The 12858-nt window shown below is 71.0% G+C and carries 17 protein-coding genes; 1 reads left to right on the forward strand and 16 read right to left on the reverse strand.

Annotated elements, in window-relative coordinates; all coding sequences use genetic code 11:
* The 16 genes from ACIBK8_RS25705 to ACIBK8_RS25780 form a co-directional block, all read right to left on the reverse strand.
* Positions 1 to 855 carry a relaxase/mobilization nuclease gene (locus ACIBK8_RS25705; RefSeq protein ID WP_399044217.1) on the reverse strand — a complete coding sequence of 285 codons (855 nt, stop codon included), beginning with the start codon at positions 853 to 855 and terminating at the stop codon, positions 1 to 3.
* A gap of 8 nt (positions 856 to 863) precedes the next feature.
* Entirely contained in the window at positions 864 to 1010 is a 147-nt protein-coding gene (locus ACIBK8_RS25710; RefSeq protein ID WP_399044218.1) for a hypothetical protein, read from the reverse strand.
* Positions 1007 to 1426: a hypothetical protein gene (locus ACIBK8_RS25715; protein WP_399044219.1), complete on the reverse strand. Its 420-nt coding sequence runs from the start codon at positions 1424 to 1426 to the stop codon at positions 1007 to 1009. Before ACIBK8_RS25715 ends, ACIBK8_RS25710 begins: the two co-directional genes overlap by 4 nt.
* Positions 1427 to 1531: 105 nt before the next feature.
* Positions 1532 to 2032 carry a hypothetical protein gene (locus ACIBK8_RS25720; protein WP_399044220.1) on the reverse strand — a complete coding sequence of 167 codons (501 nt, stop codon included), beginning with the start codon at positions 2030 to 2032 and terminating at the stop codon, positions 1532 to 1534.
* Positions 2033 to 2179: 147 nt separating this feature from the next.
* Positions 2180 to 2752: a hypothetical protein gene (locus tag ACIBK8_RS25725; protein WP_399044221.1), complete on the reverse strand. Its 573-nt coding sequence runs from the start codon at positions 2750 to 2752 to the stop codon at positions 2180 to 2182.
* 179 nt (positions 2753 to 2931) lie between these two features.
* Positions 2932 to 3954 (reverse strand): hypothetical protein, encoded by a 1023-nt coding sequence (locus ACIBK8_RS25730; protein WP_399044222.1) that lies wholly within the window; start codon positions 3952 to 3954, stop codon positions 2932 to 2934.
* A gap of 52 nt (positions 3955 to 4006) precedes the next feature.
* Positions 4007 to 5194 (reverse strand): hypothetical protein, encoded by a 1188-nt coding sequence (locus ACIBK8_RS25735; protein ID WP_399044223.1) that lies wholly within the window; start codon positions 5192 to 5194, stop codon positions 4007 to 4009.
* The gene (locus tag ACIBK8_RS25740; protein ID WP_399044224.1) at positions 5194 to 5655 is read right to left on the reverse strand and encodes a hypothetical protein; all 462 of its coding nucleotides are present in this window, start codon (positions 5653 to 5655) and stop codon (positions 5194 to 5196) included. The genes ACIBK8_RS25735 and ACIBK8_RS25740 overlap by 1 nt, the downstream gene beginning before the upstream one ends.
* Positions 5656 to 5685: 30 nt before the next feature.
* The gene (locus ACIBK8_RS25745) at positions 5686 to 6801 is read right to left on the reverse strand and encodes a hypothetical protein (protein ID WP_399044225.1); all 1116 of its coding nucleotides are present in this window, start codon (positions 6799 to 6801) and stop codon (positions 5686 to 5688) included.
* Entirely contained in the window at positions 6794 to 7534 is a 741-nt protein-coding gene (locus ACIBK8_RS25750; RefSeq protein ID WP_399044273.1) for a glycosyltransferase family 2 protein, read from the reverse strand. Before ACIBK8_RS25750 ends, ACIBK8_RS25745 begins: the two co-directional genes overlap by 8 nt.
* A gap of 41 nt (positions 7535 to 7575) precedes the next feature.
* Complete coding sequence (locus ACIBK8_RS25755; protein ID WP_399044226.1) at positions 7576 to 8052, reverse strand: hypothetical protein; 477 nt, start codon at positions 8050 to 8052, stop codon at positions 7576 to 7578.
* Positions 8053 to 8167: 115 nt separating this feature from the next.
* A complete protein-coding gene (locus ACIBK8_RS25760) occupies positions 8168 to 8713 on the reverse strand; it encodes a hypothetical protein (protein WP_399044227.1) in 546 nt (181 codons plus the stop codon).
* A 150-nt stretch (positions 8714 to 8863) separates the two neighbouring features.
* A complete protein-coding gene (locus tag ACIBK8_RS25765) occupies positions 8864 to 9364 on the reverse strand; it encodes a hypothetical protein (RefSeq protein ID WP_399044228.1) in 501 nt (166 codons plus the stop codon).
* A 280-nt stretch (positions 9365 to 9644) separates the two neighbouring features.
* Positions 9645 to 10214: a hypothetical protein gene (locus tag ACIBK8_RS25770; protein ID WP_399044229.1), complete on the reverse strand. Its 570-nt coding sequence runs from the start codon at positions 10212 to 10214 to the stop codon at positions 9645 to 9647.
* Positions 10211 to 10747, reverse strand: coding sequence for a hypothetical protein (locus ACIBK8_RS25775; RefSeq protein WP_399044230.1), 537 nt, complete (start codon positions 10745 to 10747; stop codon positions 10211 to 10213). Before ACIBK8_RS25775 ends, ACIBK8_RS25770 begins: the two co-directional genes overlap by 4 nt.
* Positions 10748 to 10939: 192 nt before the next feature.
* Entirely contained in the window at positions 10940 to 11638 is a 699-nt protein-coding gene (locus tag ACIBK8_RS25780) for a DUF317 domain-containing protein (RefSeq protein WP_399044231.1), read from the reverse strand.
* Positions 11639 to 11940: 302 nt separating this feature from the next.
* Here ACIBK8_RS25780 and ACIBK8_RS25785 point away from each other — a divergent pair, with 302 nt between their 5' ends.
* Entirely contained in the window at positions 11941 to 12663 is a 723-nt protein-coding gene (locus tag ACIBK8_RS25785; protein WP_399044232.1) for a SpoIIE family protein phosphatase, read from the forward strand.
* The last annotated feature ends 195 nt before the right edge of the window (positions 12664 to 12858 follow it).

The following is a 12858-nucleotide window of genomic DNA, read 5'->3' on the forward strand; positions in this document are numbered from 1 at the left end:
TCATCGGAAGCGGCGGGTGGCCGGCGCGGGAACCGGCGCAGGAGCAGGAGCTGGAGGTGTGCTCGGGCGGCCCTGTTCGAGCAGGGCGGTTGCGGTGGAATCGAGGTCTTGCTGGATGCCGTGGAGGCGACGTGCCGCCCATTGCAGGCGGTGCCCGGCATCGGGACCGTAGGGCTGGGAGAGACCTGCGAGCCGTTGCGCCGCGTGTTCGACGAAGCCGCGCGCGGTTGCGAGCGGTCCGCCATGCTCGTCCGCGAGCTGAACCAGCAGCTGGGCGACCTGCTGGGTGGCGTCGGGGAGGTGCGGCGCGCTGTGGGGCGGGGCCGGCGCCTGCGTGAGGTGCGGCTGGTGGGTGTGCAGATGGAAGTCGCCCTCGATGCGGCGCACTTCGTCCGCCAAGTGCCGGATCGGATCGGTGCGTAGGCTTTGCCAGGTGCCGTCCTCGCGGACGAGGCTGGCCAGCAGGTCGAGCTGGGCGGGCTGTCCCTGGACGGCGATCCAGCGGCACCCCTGATCGTCGCCGGGACGGGTGATGCCGGCGGCACGGGTGAGCCGGTGCGCGATTTCGGACCACTCGGGCCCGGTAAGAGCCCGGTCGGCGGGATCCAGGCGGACGCTGGCGTGCCAGAGGGGAGGCCGGTCACCGGGCGGACTGCCGACGGGGGAACGGAGGTGGTGCAGGTGTGCGGCCCATTGGGCCGACGTCCAGTTCACTTCCTCGTCGTCGAGGAGGAACTGGTCGCGTCCGGTCCAGTACGCCCTCACCGTCGCCTTGTTGAGGAACTCGTGGATGCTGACGGGGCGGCCGAGAATCCCGGCCAGGACCTCGGCGGAAGAGGCCGCCTGTCCGTGCACGTGCGGAATCACCGGCGCCTCGCACTGGGGGCGTTCGGCAGCTGCCGCATCTCGCGGGCAGCGGTGGTCAGGCAGCGCTCGCGCACGAAGCCGGCGTGCCCGTCCCCCGTGCGGGGCGCCGGCAGCTCCAGGGCATCGTCGGTACGCGGAATCATCGGCGACCTTGGTCGGTGATGTGCACGAGCTGGTTGAGGGCGGTCAGCGTGTACCAGCCGCAGTCGGCGGGGGTGGTGGTGGGGGAGAGCTTGGGCAGCAGGTAGTCCTCCAGGGCGCGCAGGTGGATGAGGCAGTCCGGGCAGTGCCGGGAGAGGTGGACGAGGTAGCGCGGGTGGGCGGTGAGGTAGGTGCGGTCGCCGCCGCTGGGGTTGCGCAGCCGCCAGCCGTCCTCGTCGGTGGGCGTGTGCCACGAGGGGGTGACCACCGACATGGCGTCGCCCCACAGGTCCCGGCCGGCCACGCCCTTGATGATCACGACCTGATCGCCGGGCCGGAAATGGGCGTGGGTGATGTCCCGGTCGGGGGTGAGGATGTCGGCGGGGACATACGGCGGGCGGTAGGCGGCATCGGGCACGTGAACGTCCTTCCCAAACGGTGCGGTGTGGCGGTGGGGAGGATTCAATAGTCCGAGCGATCCCCGGTTTCGCTAACCGGGGATCGTCGGGTATACGGGCACGGGCTACCGGTACGGGTTCTCCGTCCCGAGATCCGACTCACCGGCTGCGTCGAGGAGTTCGGGCAGGTCAGAGTCGTCCGCGTCCCTCTGGTCGATCCACCACCCGGCACGGGTGACGGCACGGATCTTTTCCTCCAGCACCGCCCAGTCCGCGTCGTCCCACGTGCCCTCGGCAACGAGCGCGGTGTGCGCGGCGGTCACCAGCTGGTGGCGGCAGCGCTCGCCCCAGGGAAGGGCCTTTTCCGGTCCTTCGAGGGGCGGCATGTCGAACTGCGCCGACCACTCGGCGGCAGCCCGCTGTTCCTCGGCGTGCTTGGCGGCGAGCCATTCCTCCTTGCTGGCGGCGTCGCCGTCGCGCGCGGCTTTCCAGCAGTCGGTGCAGGCACGCTCCGAGAGCCAGCGGGCGAAGCCGGCACGCCGGTCGGCGGCACGGCCGGAGAGGTCGTGTTCGACGCGGTGACCGCACGGGTGGTGGTCAATCGTCCAAAGAGTGGGGACAGGCATGGAGAACTCCGTAAATTTTTCTGCCGGGCATGGCGACTCGAAGGCGCGGTGCGGACCAGCACCCGGCTGTGAGGGCAAGTGGCAGGGGGCGGAAGGCCGGTGAGCCGGACGGGAAGGGGAGGGATCGGTCTTCGTCAGACGGCGGTTTCACCGGCTCTTGGGGGCGGGTGACGGGGTGGCGTCCAGTGGCCGGGCGACGGTGAGGCCGGCAGGTTGCGGGGGCGTCGAGGCGTGGGCGACCGTCACCGAGGCCCCCAGGCGGCCCAGGTGTGCGGCAGCCCGGACCGCGCACTGCACGGCGGCGTCGTGTGCGGTGCCGTCGGGGAGACGGAAGTCGCCGCTGTGGGGCCGGTAGTGGAACCAGTGCCGTTGGAGGACGACGGCGCCGAGGGGATGATTGGTGATGGCGGTGGGCGGGCCGTCGGGCTGCCACAGCAGCGACACGTCGACTTTCTCCGCAGCATCAGGGGAGGCCAGGGCGGTGTCGACCGCAGCGTGGACGGTGGCGAGGGCGTCGTTGATCGCGGGCATCAGCCGCCGTTCGACCGTGGCGGCGGCCCGCACCGGATCGCGTGGCACGGCGATCCCTTTGGGGGGTTCCGTCAACTTGCCTGCGTCGAAGCCTAGATGGTCCGGTTCCAGCGCGGAGACGAGTATCTGGCGCCGGTGCAGGGAGTGGTGCATGACGTACAGGCGCAGGTGGTCGGCGCGGGTCAGCACGGCACTGGCGTGGACGGTGTGTACGGCGGAGGTGCGCCGGACGTTGGCTTCCCACAGCCTGACGCCGTGCGCGTGATGGTCGAATGTGGTGACGGTCCAGGTGCCGGACAGGCGGCGGGCGAGCTGGTCGGCGAACGCGGCGGTGTCGGTCTGAGGTATGAGGGTCTCCTGGGCACGGGTCAGCGGCTGTGGCCTGCGGCGCCCGGGATGCCGGGCGGGGGCTGGGCGGCGCGTGGGGCGGGGGTGAAGGCGAGCTGGGCGGGGCGGGCGCGCGACGCCGGTTCGGGTGGGGCGAGTGTGCGGTCCAGGCGTTCCAGGGCCTGCTGCAGTGCGAGGCCGACCAGGAAGGTCTGGGTGCGGGCGGCGTCGAGCTGCTGGGTGACACGGTCCAGTCGGCGCGAGGAGGCGGCGGCCGTGGTGGGCTCCGTGCCGTGGTGCAGGTACGTCAGCTGTGCGGCGGCCTGGCTGAGGTGCATGGTGGCGAGCGCGGCGGGCTCGGCGGCGTCGGCGATGGCCTGGTCGACCTGGGCGCGCACCGTACCGGCCCGGGGAGCTTCCGGTGGCAGGCCGATCTGGCGGGTGGGGATGTCGGCGAGTTTGTGCGCCATGCCGGCCGCCGCGGCGCAGAGCTCGATGATCTCCCCCGGTTCGGGGAGTTCGCCCTGGAGGCTGGGGACCGGGATCAGCCGGGGCAGGTACCCGAAGTACTCCAACTGGCCCCGCAGGGAGTCCTTCAGCGTCAGCAGCACCTCGCGGTCGGCGGTGCTCAACGGGGGACGGGCAGGGAGGAGGCCGAGGGTGTCGAGCCGGCCGGAGACCACGTTGAGCAGCGGCCCTGGACGGCCCCCGGCTGCAGCCTGCAGGTGGTGGGTCGGCTCGTCGGGGTCGGAGCTGTAGATCAGTTCGTACACGTCGCGGGAGTCGTGCTGGCGGTAGGCGACCCAGTACGAGGGGCCGCGCACACCGATCTCCCAGCCCTCCTCGGGCGGCTCCTGCGGGGGCGCGATCACCACGTACGAGCCGTCGGAGAGGTGGACACGGACGTGGTAGTCGGACAGCCCGAAGTCGATCTCGCAGTACAGGCCGAGGTCCCGCAGCGGGGTGGTGATCGGAGCGAACCGCTCCCACAGCCGCTCGGAGAACTCATTGTGGTCCCAGCCGGGCGGCAGAGGTGCCCGATGGGCGGGGCGATGCGGCGGCATGGAGTGGTCGGGGGGAGTGTCGGGGATGGTGAGAAGTCCTGTCGTCAGGCCGTTAGGGGTGGCGCGCGGGCGTCGTGGTGCGCTGCGGCGGCGCGGGCGGAGGTGTGGTCTCCAGGGCGGGGCGCGGGGGGACGCGCGGAGGTTTCGGGGTGCGGTGCGGTGGCAGGACGGCGACGGTGGCGCCGAGGTCCTCTGCCGCGTCGTGGACCTCGCTGACGAGGAAGCCGAGTTGCCGTCCGAGTGCGTCGAGCCGGGCGCCGATCTGCCGGCCCTGCACGGTGTCGAGGGCGTGCGAGAACCGGGCGGCGGCGGTGAGGAGGTGCTGCAGGCGGACCATCGGGCCGGCGTCGTAACCCTGTTGTGTGGCGCTGAGCAGGGCCTCGGAGGCGTCGCCGGCGGCGCGGGCTTCGACGACCTCCTGGACCAGTTCCTGCAGCGGCCTTTCGGGGGCGGGCTCCGGGCGGTTGAACCGGGAGGCGGCCTCGGGTCGCAGGACTCCGGGCGGGACCGCCGACGGCAGTGCCTGCCTGGCGGCGTCCTCGTCGGCGTAGTGCCCGATGACTTCCCAGCCCGGCGCGTCCGGGTCTCCGGCGAGCGCGACGACCACCGTGGAGTCGTCGTCCTCGACGAGGTGGGCGAGCGTGATGCGGCGGCCATCGGCCACGTACCACGACTCGATCAGGTCCAGCTCGCCTCGCCGTCGCGCAACCTGGGCCCTCTCGGTCCACCTCTGCCGCTCCTCGTCGGCCAACCCGGGTTCGGGCTGGTGGTGCTGTCCGGCGAGGGCTACGGCGATGGAGCTGTGATCTGCCCAGATAGCGAGGTGGGGCCACACCGCGGTGTGCTGCTCGCGCTCGGCGGCCGAGCCGGGGGCGGCGGGATGGCCGAGGACGCGGACGATCTCCGTGTGGGAGGCGGCCAGCGAGTCGAGCAGGTCGCACCACGCGCGCGTGTGCGCGGCGGGCGGCAGCGTGTCGACGGCACTGCGGCCCGCGTCCAGCAAGGGGCCTGCGTGCGAGGCCAGATACGTCGCGTACGTCTCGACGGCTGCGCGGTTCCGGCGCGCGCGGACAGCTGCGGCCTGGTGGCCGCGAACACCTTCGAGCGCGGTCTCGGCCTCGCGGTCGATGACGGCTATGCGCCTGTGGAAGTCACGTGCCCGGGAGGCGAGTTCGGCGATGCGGGCCGCGTGAGTGTCAGGGATCTGTTGCTCCTGGTGGTCGGGCTCGGCGCCGGGCATCACCGCGACCGGCCGGCGGGGGAGCCCGACAGGCGCACGGTGGACGGGCCACTGGGCATCGGCGGGACCGGCTGCACGGCGGGCACCGGCGTGGGGGGCGTCGAACGCCGCGGAGATGAACGGCCGGCGGCCTGCGCGATCCGGCTGCGCTGCTCCGGCGAGCCGTCGGGCCGGACGGCGCGCGGCGGGGCGGGGGAGGTGACAGGGGCCAGGGCAACGTCGGCGTCGACGTGCGCAATGTAGCCAAGATGACGCAGATCTCGTGCGGCCTGCAGGGCGCGGCGTGGACCGTCACGCTCGGGCTCGGTCAGCCGGAAGAGATGCGGACGGTCGGGCACGGGCTCGAACTGCTCCCGCACGAGGAACCAGTCGGCCAGGTGCGGGGGCATGTGGGATGTGAAGGACGCGACGAAGCCGTGCTGGGGATGGGTGCCGAAGACGAAGTGGGTGCCGGGGTCCAAAGAGAGATGCTCCTGACGTGGTGGCCGCAGTCAGCGGCGGGGTGCGGGCCGGCCCGGTGGGAGAGCGAGGGGCGGCGCCGAGACCTTCAGAGCGGGCTGCGGGTGCGGGGTGGCGGATCGCGCCTGCCGGAGGAACGATGCGCCGTGGGCGAGCCAGTTCTCGATGGCCGGCCACGTGCGTGCGCTGCGCTGCGGGCGGGTGAGCGGAGTACCGCAGGACAGGTCCTCGCGCACCGCTGCGGCATCAGCGACGGCGTCGGCGAGCTGCGCGAGCGCCTCGGCGTCCTGGGGCCACGGGGTGGCGGCGGGGCGGCACCGGTCGAGCAGGACGGGGGCGTGGTCCACGACGGTGAGGAACTCGCGCCAGGCGGTGTCCAGGAACTGTGCGGTGTCGGCGCCGAGCGCGTCGATGCCGAGGGGGGTGGCGTCGCTGTAGCGGCCGGAGGCGACCATCGCGGTCCAGGCATCGTGCTCGGTGCGGATGCGGTCCAGGGCGTCGGAGACGGCCGCGGTCCTGCGGGCGTGGACGGCCCGGTCGAAGGCGGGCAGATACCGCTCCGTGATGGCCCGCGCCGCCCGGCCGGGAAAGGGCGACAGGACGATGCTGGCCGGGGCGTGCGGATCGCCGTACCCCTCCTCGCTGAACGCCCTCGGGGCGAAAGCGCCTACCAGGTAGTCGAGTTGGTGACCGGGGCGCTCCACCAGCATCAGGGTGATCCCGGACGCCCGGTCGGTGAGCAGGGCGGCGTACGGGATCCGCTGGCTCTGGACAGCGCGGCCGAGTTCACCGCTGTCCCACAGCCAGGGCACGAGGTCCTCCTGCCACACGGGATGCGAGTAAACCTCGACCTGCGCGTCCCACCGGCCGGGTAGGAGGCGGGCGAGGTCCTCGGCGGCGTCGCCGAGGAAGCGCCGGCTGCTGGTCGTCACCGTGGCGCCGTGCTCCTCGGCGCAGCGGACCAGGCCGGCCATAGTGGTGCGCGAGACGTCCGGGTCCTCGGCCGGCAGCCGGTACACCCCGGCGTCGCCCCGCTGGAAACCGGATTCGGCCAGCGCCTCGTGGGCGGACGCGTACTCTTCGCCGGACGCCAGGGCGACGATGCCCGCGCCCCGGCTGTAGGCGAGGATGATCTGCGCGTCAGCCATGGACGGGAACCTCACGGCGGACGGCGGCGCGCAGGCTGCGCCCGTACTGCCAGGCGTGCTCTCGGGCTGCCGCCTCCAGCTGGTTGTACGACGGGCCCTGTGTCATCTGACCTGCGTGTTTGCGGTAGCGGTAGACCGGCAGGCGCAGCAGGATTCCGGGGGCGAGGCAGGTGACGCCGACGGCCGCGCAGTAGTCCTCCCCTTGGACGAGACCGCCCATCGGGGCCGCGCGCACCAGCTCGGTGCGGGCGAGGAGGGTGGTCGGCCCGATCGGGATGGTGTCGGCCGGTGACTTCCAGTACGTCCACACGTCGCCGGCCTCGTGCCGGCCGGGCGGCGCCGGACATCGCCACAGGGTGGTCGAGCCGTCGGGATGGAGGTCCTCGCTCCACCCGGCGCACCAGCCCACCCCGGTCGACTGCAGGGTGTCGAGCCGCGCGGCCATCGCGTGGTCGGGGAACTCATCGTCGTCGTCGGCCCAGTTCACGAACGGGGTGCGGACCTGGGCGAGAGCGAGGTTGCGGGCGCAGGCGGCGCCGACCGGGCGGGGCAGAGCGAGGGTGCGCACCCGGGGGTCGGCCGCGAGCGGCGCAGGCAGGCGTTCCGGGTCGGCGCCGTCGAGGGCGATCACCGCCTCCCAGGAGGCGGTTTGCCTGGTGAGGCTTGCGTGCATGGCGGTCAGGTAGCCGAGGCGGTCCTCGCGCAGGCGGGTGGCGATGACGACCGTGATCAGGGGCGTGGGCAGGGAAGTCTCCGGGAGCGTGGACAGGCAGGTCAGCGGCGGGCGGGCGTGCGGGGCTCTCCGGGCGCTGTCGTGTGAGCGGTCCGGGGCGGCTGTGCGGCGCGGGCCGGCGTGGTGGCGGGGGCGGGCCAGTGGCCCGGGTGGTTGCTGAATCCCGCGCGCGGATCGGTGTCCCAGCCGACGACGGGGCCGACTCGGCCGTAGGGAACGGAGAGCACTTCAATGCCGTGCGGGCGAAGGACGTAGCCCCAGGCCAAGTCCTGGGCTGCGGCGGTCTGTTCGGTGACCGTCATGCGGACCGGCGGCGAGCCGTCAGGGGTGATCAGGTGATCCAGGGTTTTGCTGGGCCACTGCTCTCCGCCGGTCAGGGCTTCGACGATCTCGGGCGGTGTGCCGGAGAGGAGGTCGGTGCCCAGCTCGTCCCAGCCGACGGCGACGTCGTCCACGAGATGCTGCGTCATGACCTCGACGTCCCGCCCGAACTTGTGCTGGAAGGCGGCGAGGAGCACCGGAAGCTTCTCGCTCGGCTCCCCGTCGAAGTGGACGTAAACGCCCTCGTAGCCCGTCTCGGTGGGCCGGGCGATGAAGGAGTGGGTTGACAGGAGGGCCTCCAGGAGTTTCGGGTTATCGGCCGGGCGCGGAGCCGGCGGGCGGGGCGCCCGGCGAAGCCGGGGGAAGACCGGACGATGCCCTCTTTGGGCCCGGCGCGGGGGAGTTCGAAGCCGGAGCAGGGTCGTACGCGGCGCGCAGAGCCGCCAGGTCGGCGTGGTCGGCGAGGGCCAGCACGGACAGGCTGGTGCCGGCCGCGTCCATCAGCAGCTTGGGCGGTGACCCCTTCGCGGCTCCGCGGTTTTGGCCGCGCCACTGGGCGGCGGCCAGGAGGTAGTCGCTCACGGCGCGCAGGGCGGGTTCGGCGGCGTCCAGGAGGCGCTGGGTGACGGCACTGGCTTCAGCGGGTGTCTCGGCCGCGGCGAGCGCGGCGAGATACGGCGCCAGGTCCGGGCACGGCAGGGGCTCGTCCGGCAGCGGGTGCTCGGACAGGAAAGGCTCGGCGTCCCGCTTCGCCCACCGGAGCAGGTCGTTGCGGGTGGCGGTGCCGTGGCGGGCGGCGGCGATCTGATCGGCGTCGCGGCCTACGTTGTCGTACAGGTCGAAGTCGGGGTCTTTCATGGGCGGTTCCTGGACGGGCCTGCTGGGACGGCGACTAGGTGCTGGTCCAGGTGCCGGGCAGGCGGGCGGCCAGGCCAGTGGCGAAGTCGGACAGGTCGGTGCGTGGACTGGGCATGGGGTCCTGGGGCGGCGGGGCGGGGACGGGCGGCGTCAGCGGGTGTGCGGCGGGCGAGCTGGAGGACGGGCCGGCAGGGGAAGCCGCGGCGTGTGGGCCGCGGGCGCTGAGGGACGCAGTGGCTGCGGGGGCGAGGTGAGGGCTCGCATCCGGTCCTCGGCCACGTGCAGCACTTCCCCGAGGTTTCGGATCTCGGCAGCCGCGTCGGCGAGGTCGTAGGACAGGTCGAAGCCGTCGTCGTGCCCGGCTTCCTTGGCCTTCTCACCGGCGGCTTCGAAGAAGTCGCCGAGCCGCTCCAGCAGGCCGCTGGTCGGCTCCAGGATCTGGTGCAGCATGGCGGCGGCGTCCGTATACGACGCGGTTCCGTTGAGCCGGTCGGTGAGATGGAGGAGGGCGTCGCCGTAGACATAGGCGGAGGCGCGGTCCGCGTTGCCGGAGAGGTCCGGGGGCTCTGGTGCGCGGGGCGGGGCGTCGAGGGGATCGCGGCGGGCGTCAGCGGGGAAGGTGCCCGGTGCGTCCTTGTCGTCAGTGGCCACGGCGTCTCCTGCGCGAGGCGGGTCCGCGGTGCGATGGCGGCAATCGGCGTGCGGTGTGGGGCTGTTGCTCCGGCTGGATGGTGACGTCGGGCTCGTACGCGTCGCAGGTGCCGATCAGGTCGTCTTCCCTCTGGGCGGCGACCTGGTGCATGAGTTCGCGATCGTTGTCGTGCTCGGCCTGGCACTGCTGGTACTCGGCCCAGTCGGCGTCGCTGTAATGGGCGGGGCGGTTCAGGGGACTCCTTGGAATGTGATGCCGGCTCGGGTGGTTCGGTGCGGGCTAGCGGTGGCGTCCGCTCGGGCCGGGCGGCGGAGGCGCCGGGGTCTCTTGCCGGGAAGGCGTCGGGAAGAAGCGGTGGAATTCGAGGTGGGAGTGGAGTTCCCTGACCGCGTCGCGGAGCGATTCCGAGGTGCGCCGCAGATAGGCGCGCGCCGTGCCGTGGTTGAGGACCATGCGGTTTTCCAGATACTGCCTGTCGATCGGGCCGGAGGCCCGGGGCAGGGCAAGGGCGGACTCGGCTGTCTCGGCGAAGTACGGTGCGGCGAAGCCCGACATGGTGACAGCCGTCGCGAGGTGGGCGAGTACGGCACTGCCGTCTCGGTTTGTGCTGTGAGCGGTCCGGGCGAATTCGGCGGTCAGTTGGACGATGTCGCCACAGAGAGCCTGCGCGTCGGCGGCATGCTGGATCAGCTCGGCGTATGCCGGTGAAGACGGCACATGACCGGCGTCGTCCAGCAACTGCCACTGCCCGGCGGCATCGACGAATTTGGCCTTCATTCCGTCGAGCGCCTCGATGAGGCGGAGAGTGTCGCCGCGAGGTATCAGCTCGCGCTGGATATCAGGATTCATGAGCCTCCTGCTTTGCCTGTATTGCCGTCAGTCCGGCGTGAACGCGCTGGCGATGGGCGGCTACCTAGCAGCGAAGCGTTGGTCTTGAATTGGTTCGCGGTGGCGTAGATCGCGTTGCGAGCGTGATCGATGTCCTGCTGCAAGAGGTGGAGCAGATCTTTCGGGGCTTCGATCTGCGCGTCCGTGGGAGGCGCAAAGAAATGGTGGTGGGAGCTGATGTGGTCCATGGCCCTGGCCAGGTGGTGGTGGGCGAGCCCCAGGGGTGCTGCACACTGGCGAATGGCCATCGCGTGCATGTCGCGGTCGCTGCCCTTGCCGTTGAAACTGGTGACCAGGCCATCGGCGATGCAGATCAATTCCCAGGTGATCTGCGCGAGCGCCGCATCGATCGCGCTACTGATGGCCTCGCCCTGTCCTCCGGCGACGGACTGCGGGAGTCGGTCTGCGAACCTTTCGAGGCTCCGCGCCGCTGCCCGGAGGCAGGCGGGGTTGGTGATACGGATGTCATAGGGGTAAGTGGAGGTGTCGTACATCCCTGTCCTGTGTGTATCCCTGAGCCGCTCGGAATCGTCAAATGGGCGTAAACTGTCATATTTTGTCTCTACTCCCGAGGGTTCGATCCCGGCGGGCACGTCGTGATGACCTGCAGGACCAGGTCGGCGGGGGTTCGTAGGGCGGGATGAGATTCCGTCGTTTCGTCGGGATTCCTGAAGCCTTGGCAATGCTCAGCGCCTTCGTGCAGGTGGCGGAGCCGCAGCCATGCGGGGAGCGACTGTGCTGCGCTGTGTGTGCGGGCCGTTCTGGCTGCCTGCGGGGGTGCCGGAGAGGCGCGACGCGGTCGGGTCGGTAAGGGTGAGGTGTGGAAGTAGCAGGGGATCGAGTTCGTGCCTCTGGCGGGCCAATGGCGCTGGGTCGGTGAACGCGCGGTGGAACGCCTCCACGAGAACGGGTGGCGCGGCCGGGCTGAACCGGGCTTGCCAGGCGCGTTCTCGCGGACCGACGCGGAACTCCCACGGGAGGGCGGCGGGCTGGTTGTCGTCTGTGGTGAACAGGGTGTGGGGGGACTCGGCGAGTGAGCGTGCCAGCGTGGTGATGACGGCCGTCAGGAACTCGGTGGGCGCGTGGTCGTCCAGGGAGATGTGCCACAGAGGCGATTTCAGCGGATGTGTGCTGGCGGTGATCTGGATCGGCGCTTCTGCGTGGACTTCGGGGAGCCAGCCGACCCGGATGCGCAGGCACGGGCTGGTGAAGAGCGTGATGTCGTGTCCGTCATCGGTATGGGTCCAGCCGTGGTGGAACAGCGCGGCGGTGAAGATTTCGAAGGCGTCGTCGCGGGGGCCGGCCAGGTAGCGCGGGCTCACGAACACCTCGGTGCCGTCATGGGCGGGACCGGAGTCGGAGGGTGGGTGAATAGGTGTCTCCACAGGTGGGTGTTCTTGTCGAAGGGGTAGTCGCCCGTGGTGGCTTCGTTGGTCTCTAGGAACAGCGTTTGTCGACTGGTTCCGGAGGCAGTTGGTGATCACCCCGGTCACGGATGTCGATGACAAATGACGCCACCGTCGTGTCCTGAGATCCAGCCAGGGCCGAAGGTGCTTGCGGACTCCGGCTCACATGTCACACCGGTCACAGATTTGGTAAGGCTCGTGGTTCCCGCCACAGCGTTCGTGGCAGTGCCTATAGAGGGCGTGAGTCCGGTAGGGCTCAAAGGGGCCAAGGAGGGATTCAGATGACAGAGATGGTCGAGAGCGCGACGGGCAGCGAGATGGTGACGGTGGGGGTCGCGCAGCGGCCGGGAACCGAACCGCCGTGCGCGGACGGCGCCCACGTTCACCGTCGGGGCGACCGGGTGTGTGCGGCCGTCGTGGACGGGGCCGGCCACCACGAGGAAGTCGTCAACTTCGCCCGGCACGCGCCATCCGCGATCACCCTCATGGGCATGTCGATGGGAGGGCTCGTCGGCCTGACCACCGCCGGGCGAATGGCTGCCGCGTACGACCGTCCGCCGCACATGTCTGCCGTCTACGCCTCAATGGAGCCTGGCCGCCCCACAAGCATCCACTGGATCGGCGACTGCCGGGCGTACGGGTGGGATGGCACCGCACTCACTCAGTGGTCTGTGGATCAGACGATGGGAGAGTGGCTCCGCTGGAATGGCGGCGTTCCGATCGAGATCGCGAAGACCCAGGACAACTGGGCGAGGCTCGGCCTCGCGCAGGCGACCGAGATGACCTGCCGCCAACTGGAGATCCCCGAAGACGTCCCTCTGGTGCTACTGGTCTCGGACGGAATTTCGGACCAGGTGGATCAGGAGACTGCGGAGGGGCTGTGCCGCAAGCACGCTTCCGATCCGCAGGCCCTGGCGGATGCGCTGGTCTCCGCCGCCGAGGCAGATGACGACGGCTACCGGGACGATGTCACAGCCGTGGTCCTGGGGCGGCACACCGATTGACGAATCCCCGATCCCGGAGCCTGGCCGTACCTCGGGGGTTTCGCCATGAGCATCCCGATGCTGCCCTGGCAAGACCCGTAGTGCCTCCCAAACGCAGCAATATCGACCATCCGTGGAACAGGGCGCCTCCCAGACCCATCGACAAGTGACTTCACGAGTGCTCGATAAAGCCACCCGTGGGCTCTGGGAATGCAG

The sequence above is a fragment of the Streptomyces sp. NPDC050161 genome, from assembly GCF_044460025.1.
In the GTDB taxonomy this organism is placed as follows: Bacteria; Actinomycetota; Actinomycetes; order Streptomycetales; family Streptomycetaceae; genus Streptomyces.

Excerpts from the sequence above, each read along its gene's own strand:
- ACIBK8_RS25710 (WP_399044218.1), bottom strand. The coding sequence starts at position 1,010 with ATGATTCCGCGTACCGACGATGCCCTGGAGCTGCCGGCGCCCCGCACG.
- ACIBK8_RS25720 (WP_399044220.1), bottom strand. The coding sequence starts at position 2,032 with ATGCCTGTCCCCACTCTTTGGACGATTGACCACCACCCGTGCGGTCAC.
- ACIBK8_RS25730 (WP_399044222.1), bottom strand. The coding sequence starts at position 3,954 with ATGCCGCCGCATCGCCCCGCCCATCGGGCACCTCTGCCGCCCGGCTGG.
- ACIBK8_RS25735 (WP_399044223.1), bottom strand. The coding sequence starts at position 5,194 with ATGCCCGGCGCCGAGCCCGACCACCAGGAGCAACAGATCCCTGACACT.
- ACIBK8_RS25745 (WP_399044225.1), bottom strand. The coding sequence starts at position 6,801 with ATGGCTGACGCGCAGATCATCCTCGCCTACAGCCGGGGCGCGGGCATC.
- ACIBK8_RS25760 (WP_399044227.1), bottom strand. The coding sequence starts at position 8,713 with ATGAAAGACCCCGACTTCGACCTGTACGACAACGTAGGCCGCGACGCC.
- ACIBK8_RS25770 (WP_399044229.1), bottom strand. The coding sequence starts at position 10,214 with ATGAATCCTGATATCCAGCGCGAGCTGATACCTCGCGGCGACACTCTC.
- ACIBK8_RS25775 (WP_399044230.1), bottom strand. The coding sequence starts at position 10,747 with ATGTACGACACCTCCACTTACCCCTATGACATCCGTATCACCAACCCC.
- ACIBK8_RS25785 (WP_399044232.1), top strand. The coding sequence starts at position 11,941 with ATGACAGAGATGGTCGAGAGCGCGACGGGCAGCGAGATGGTGACGGTG.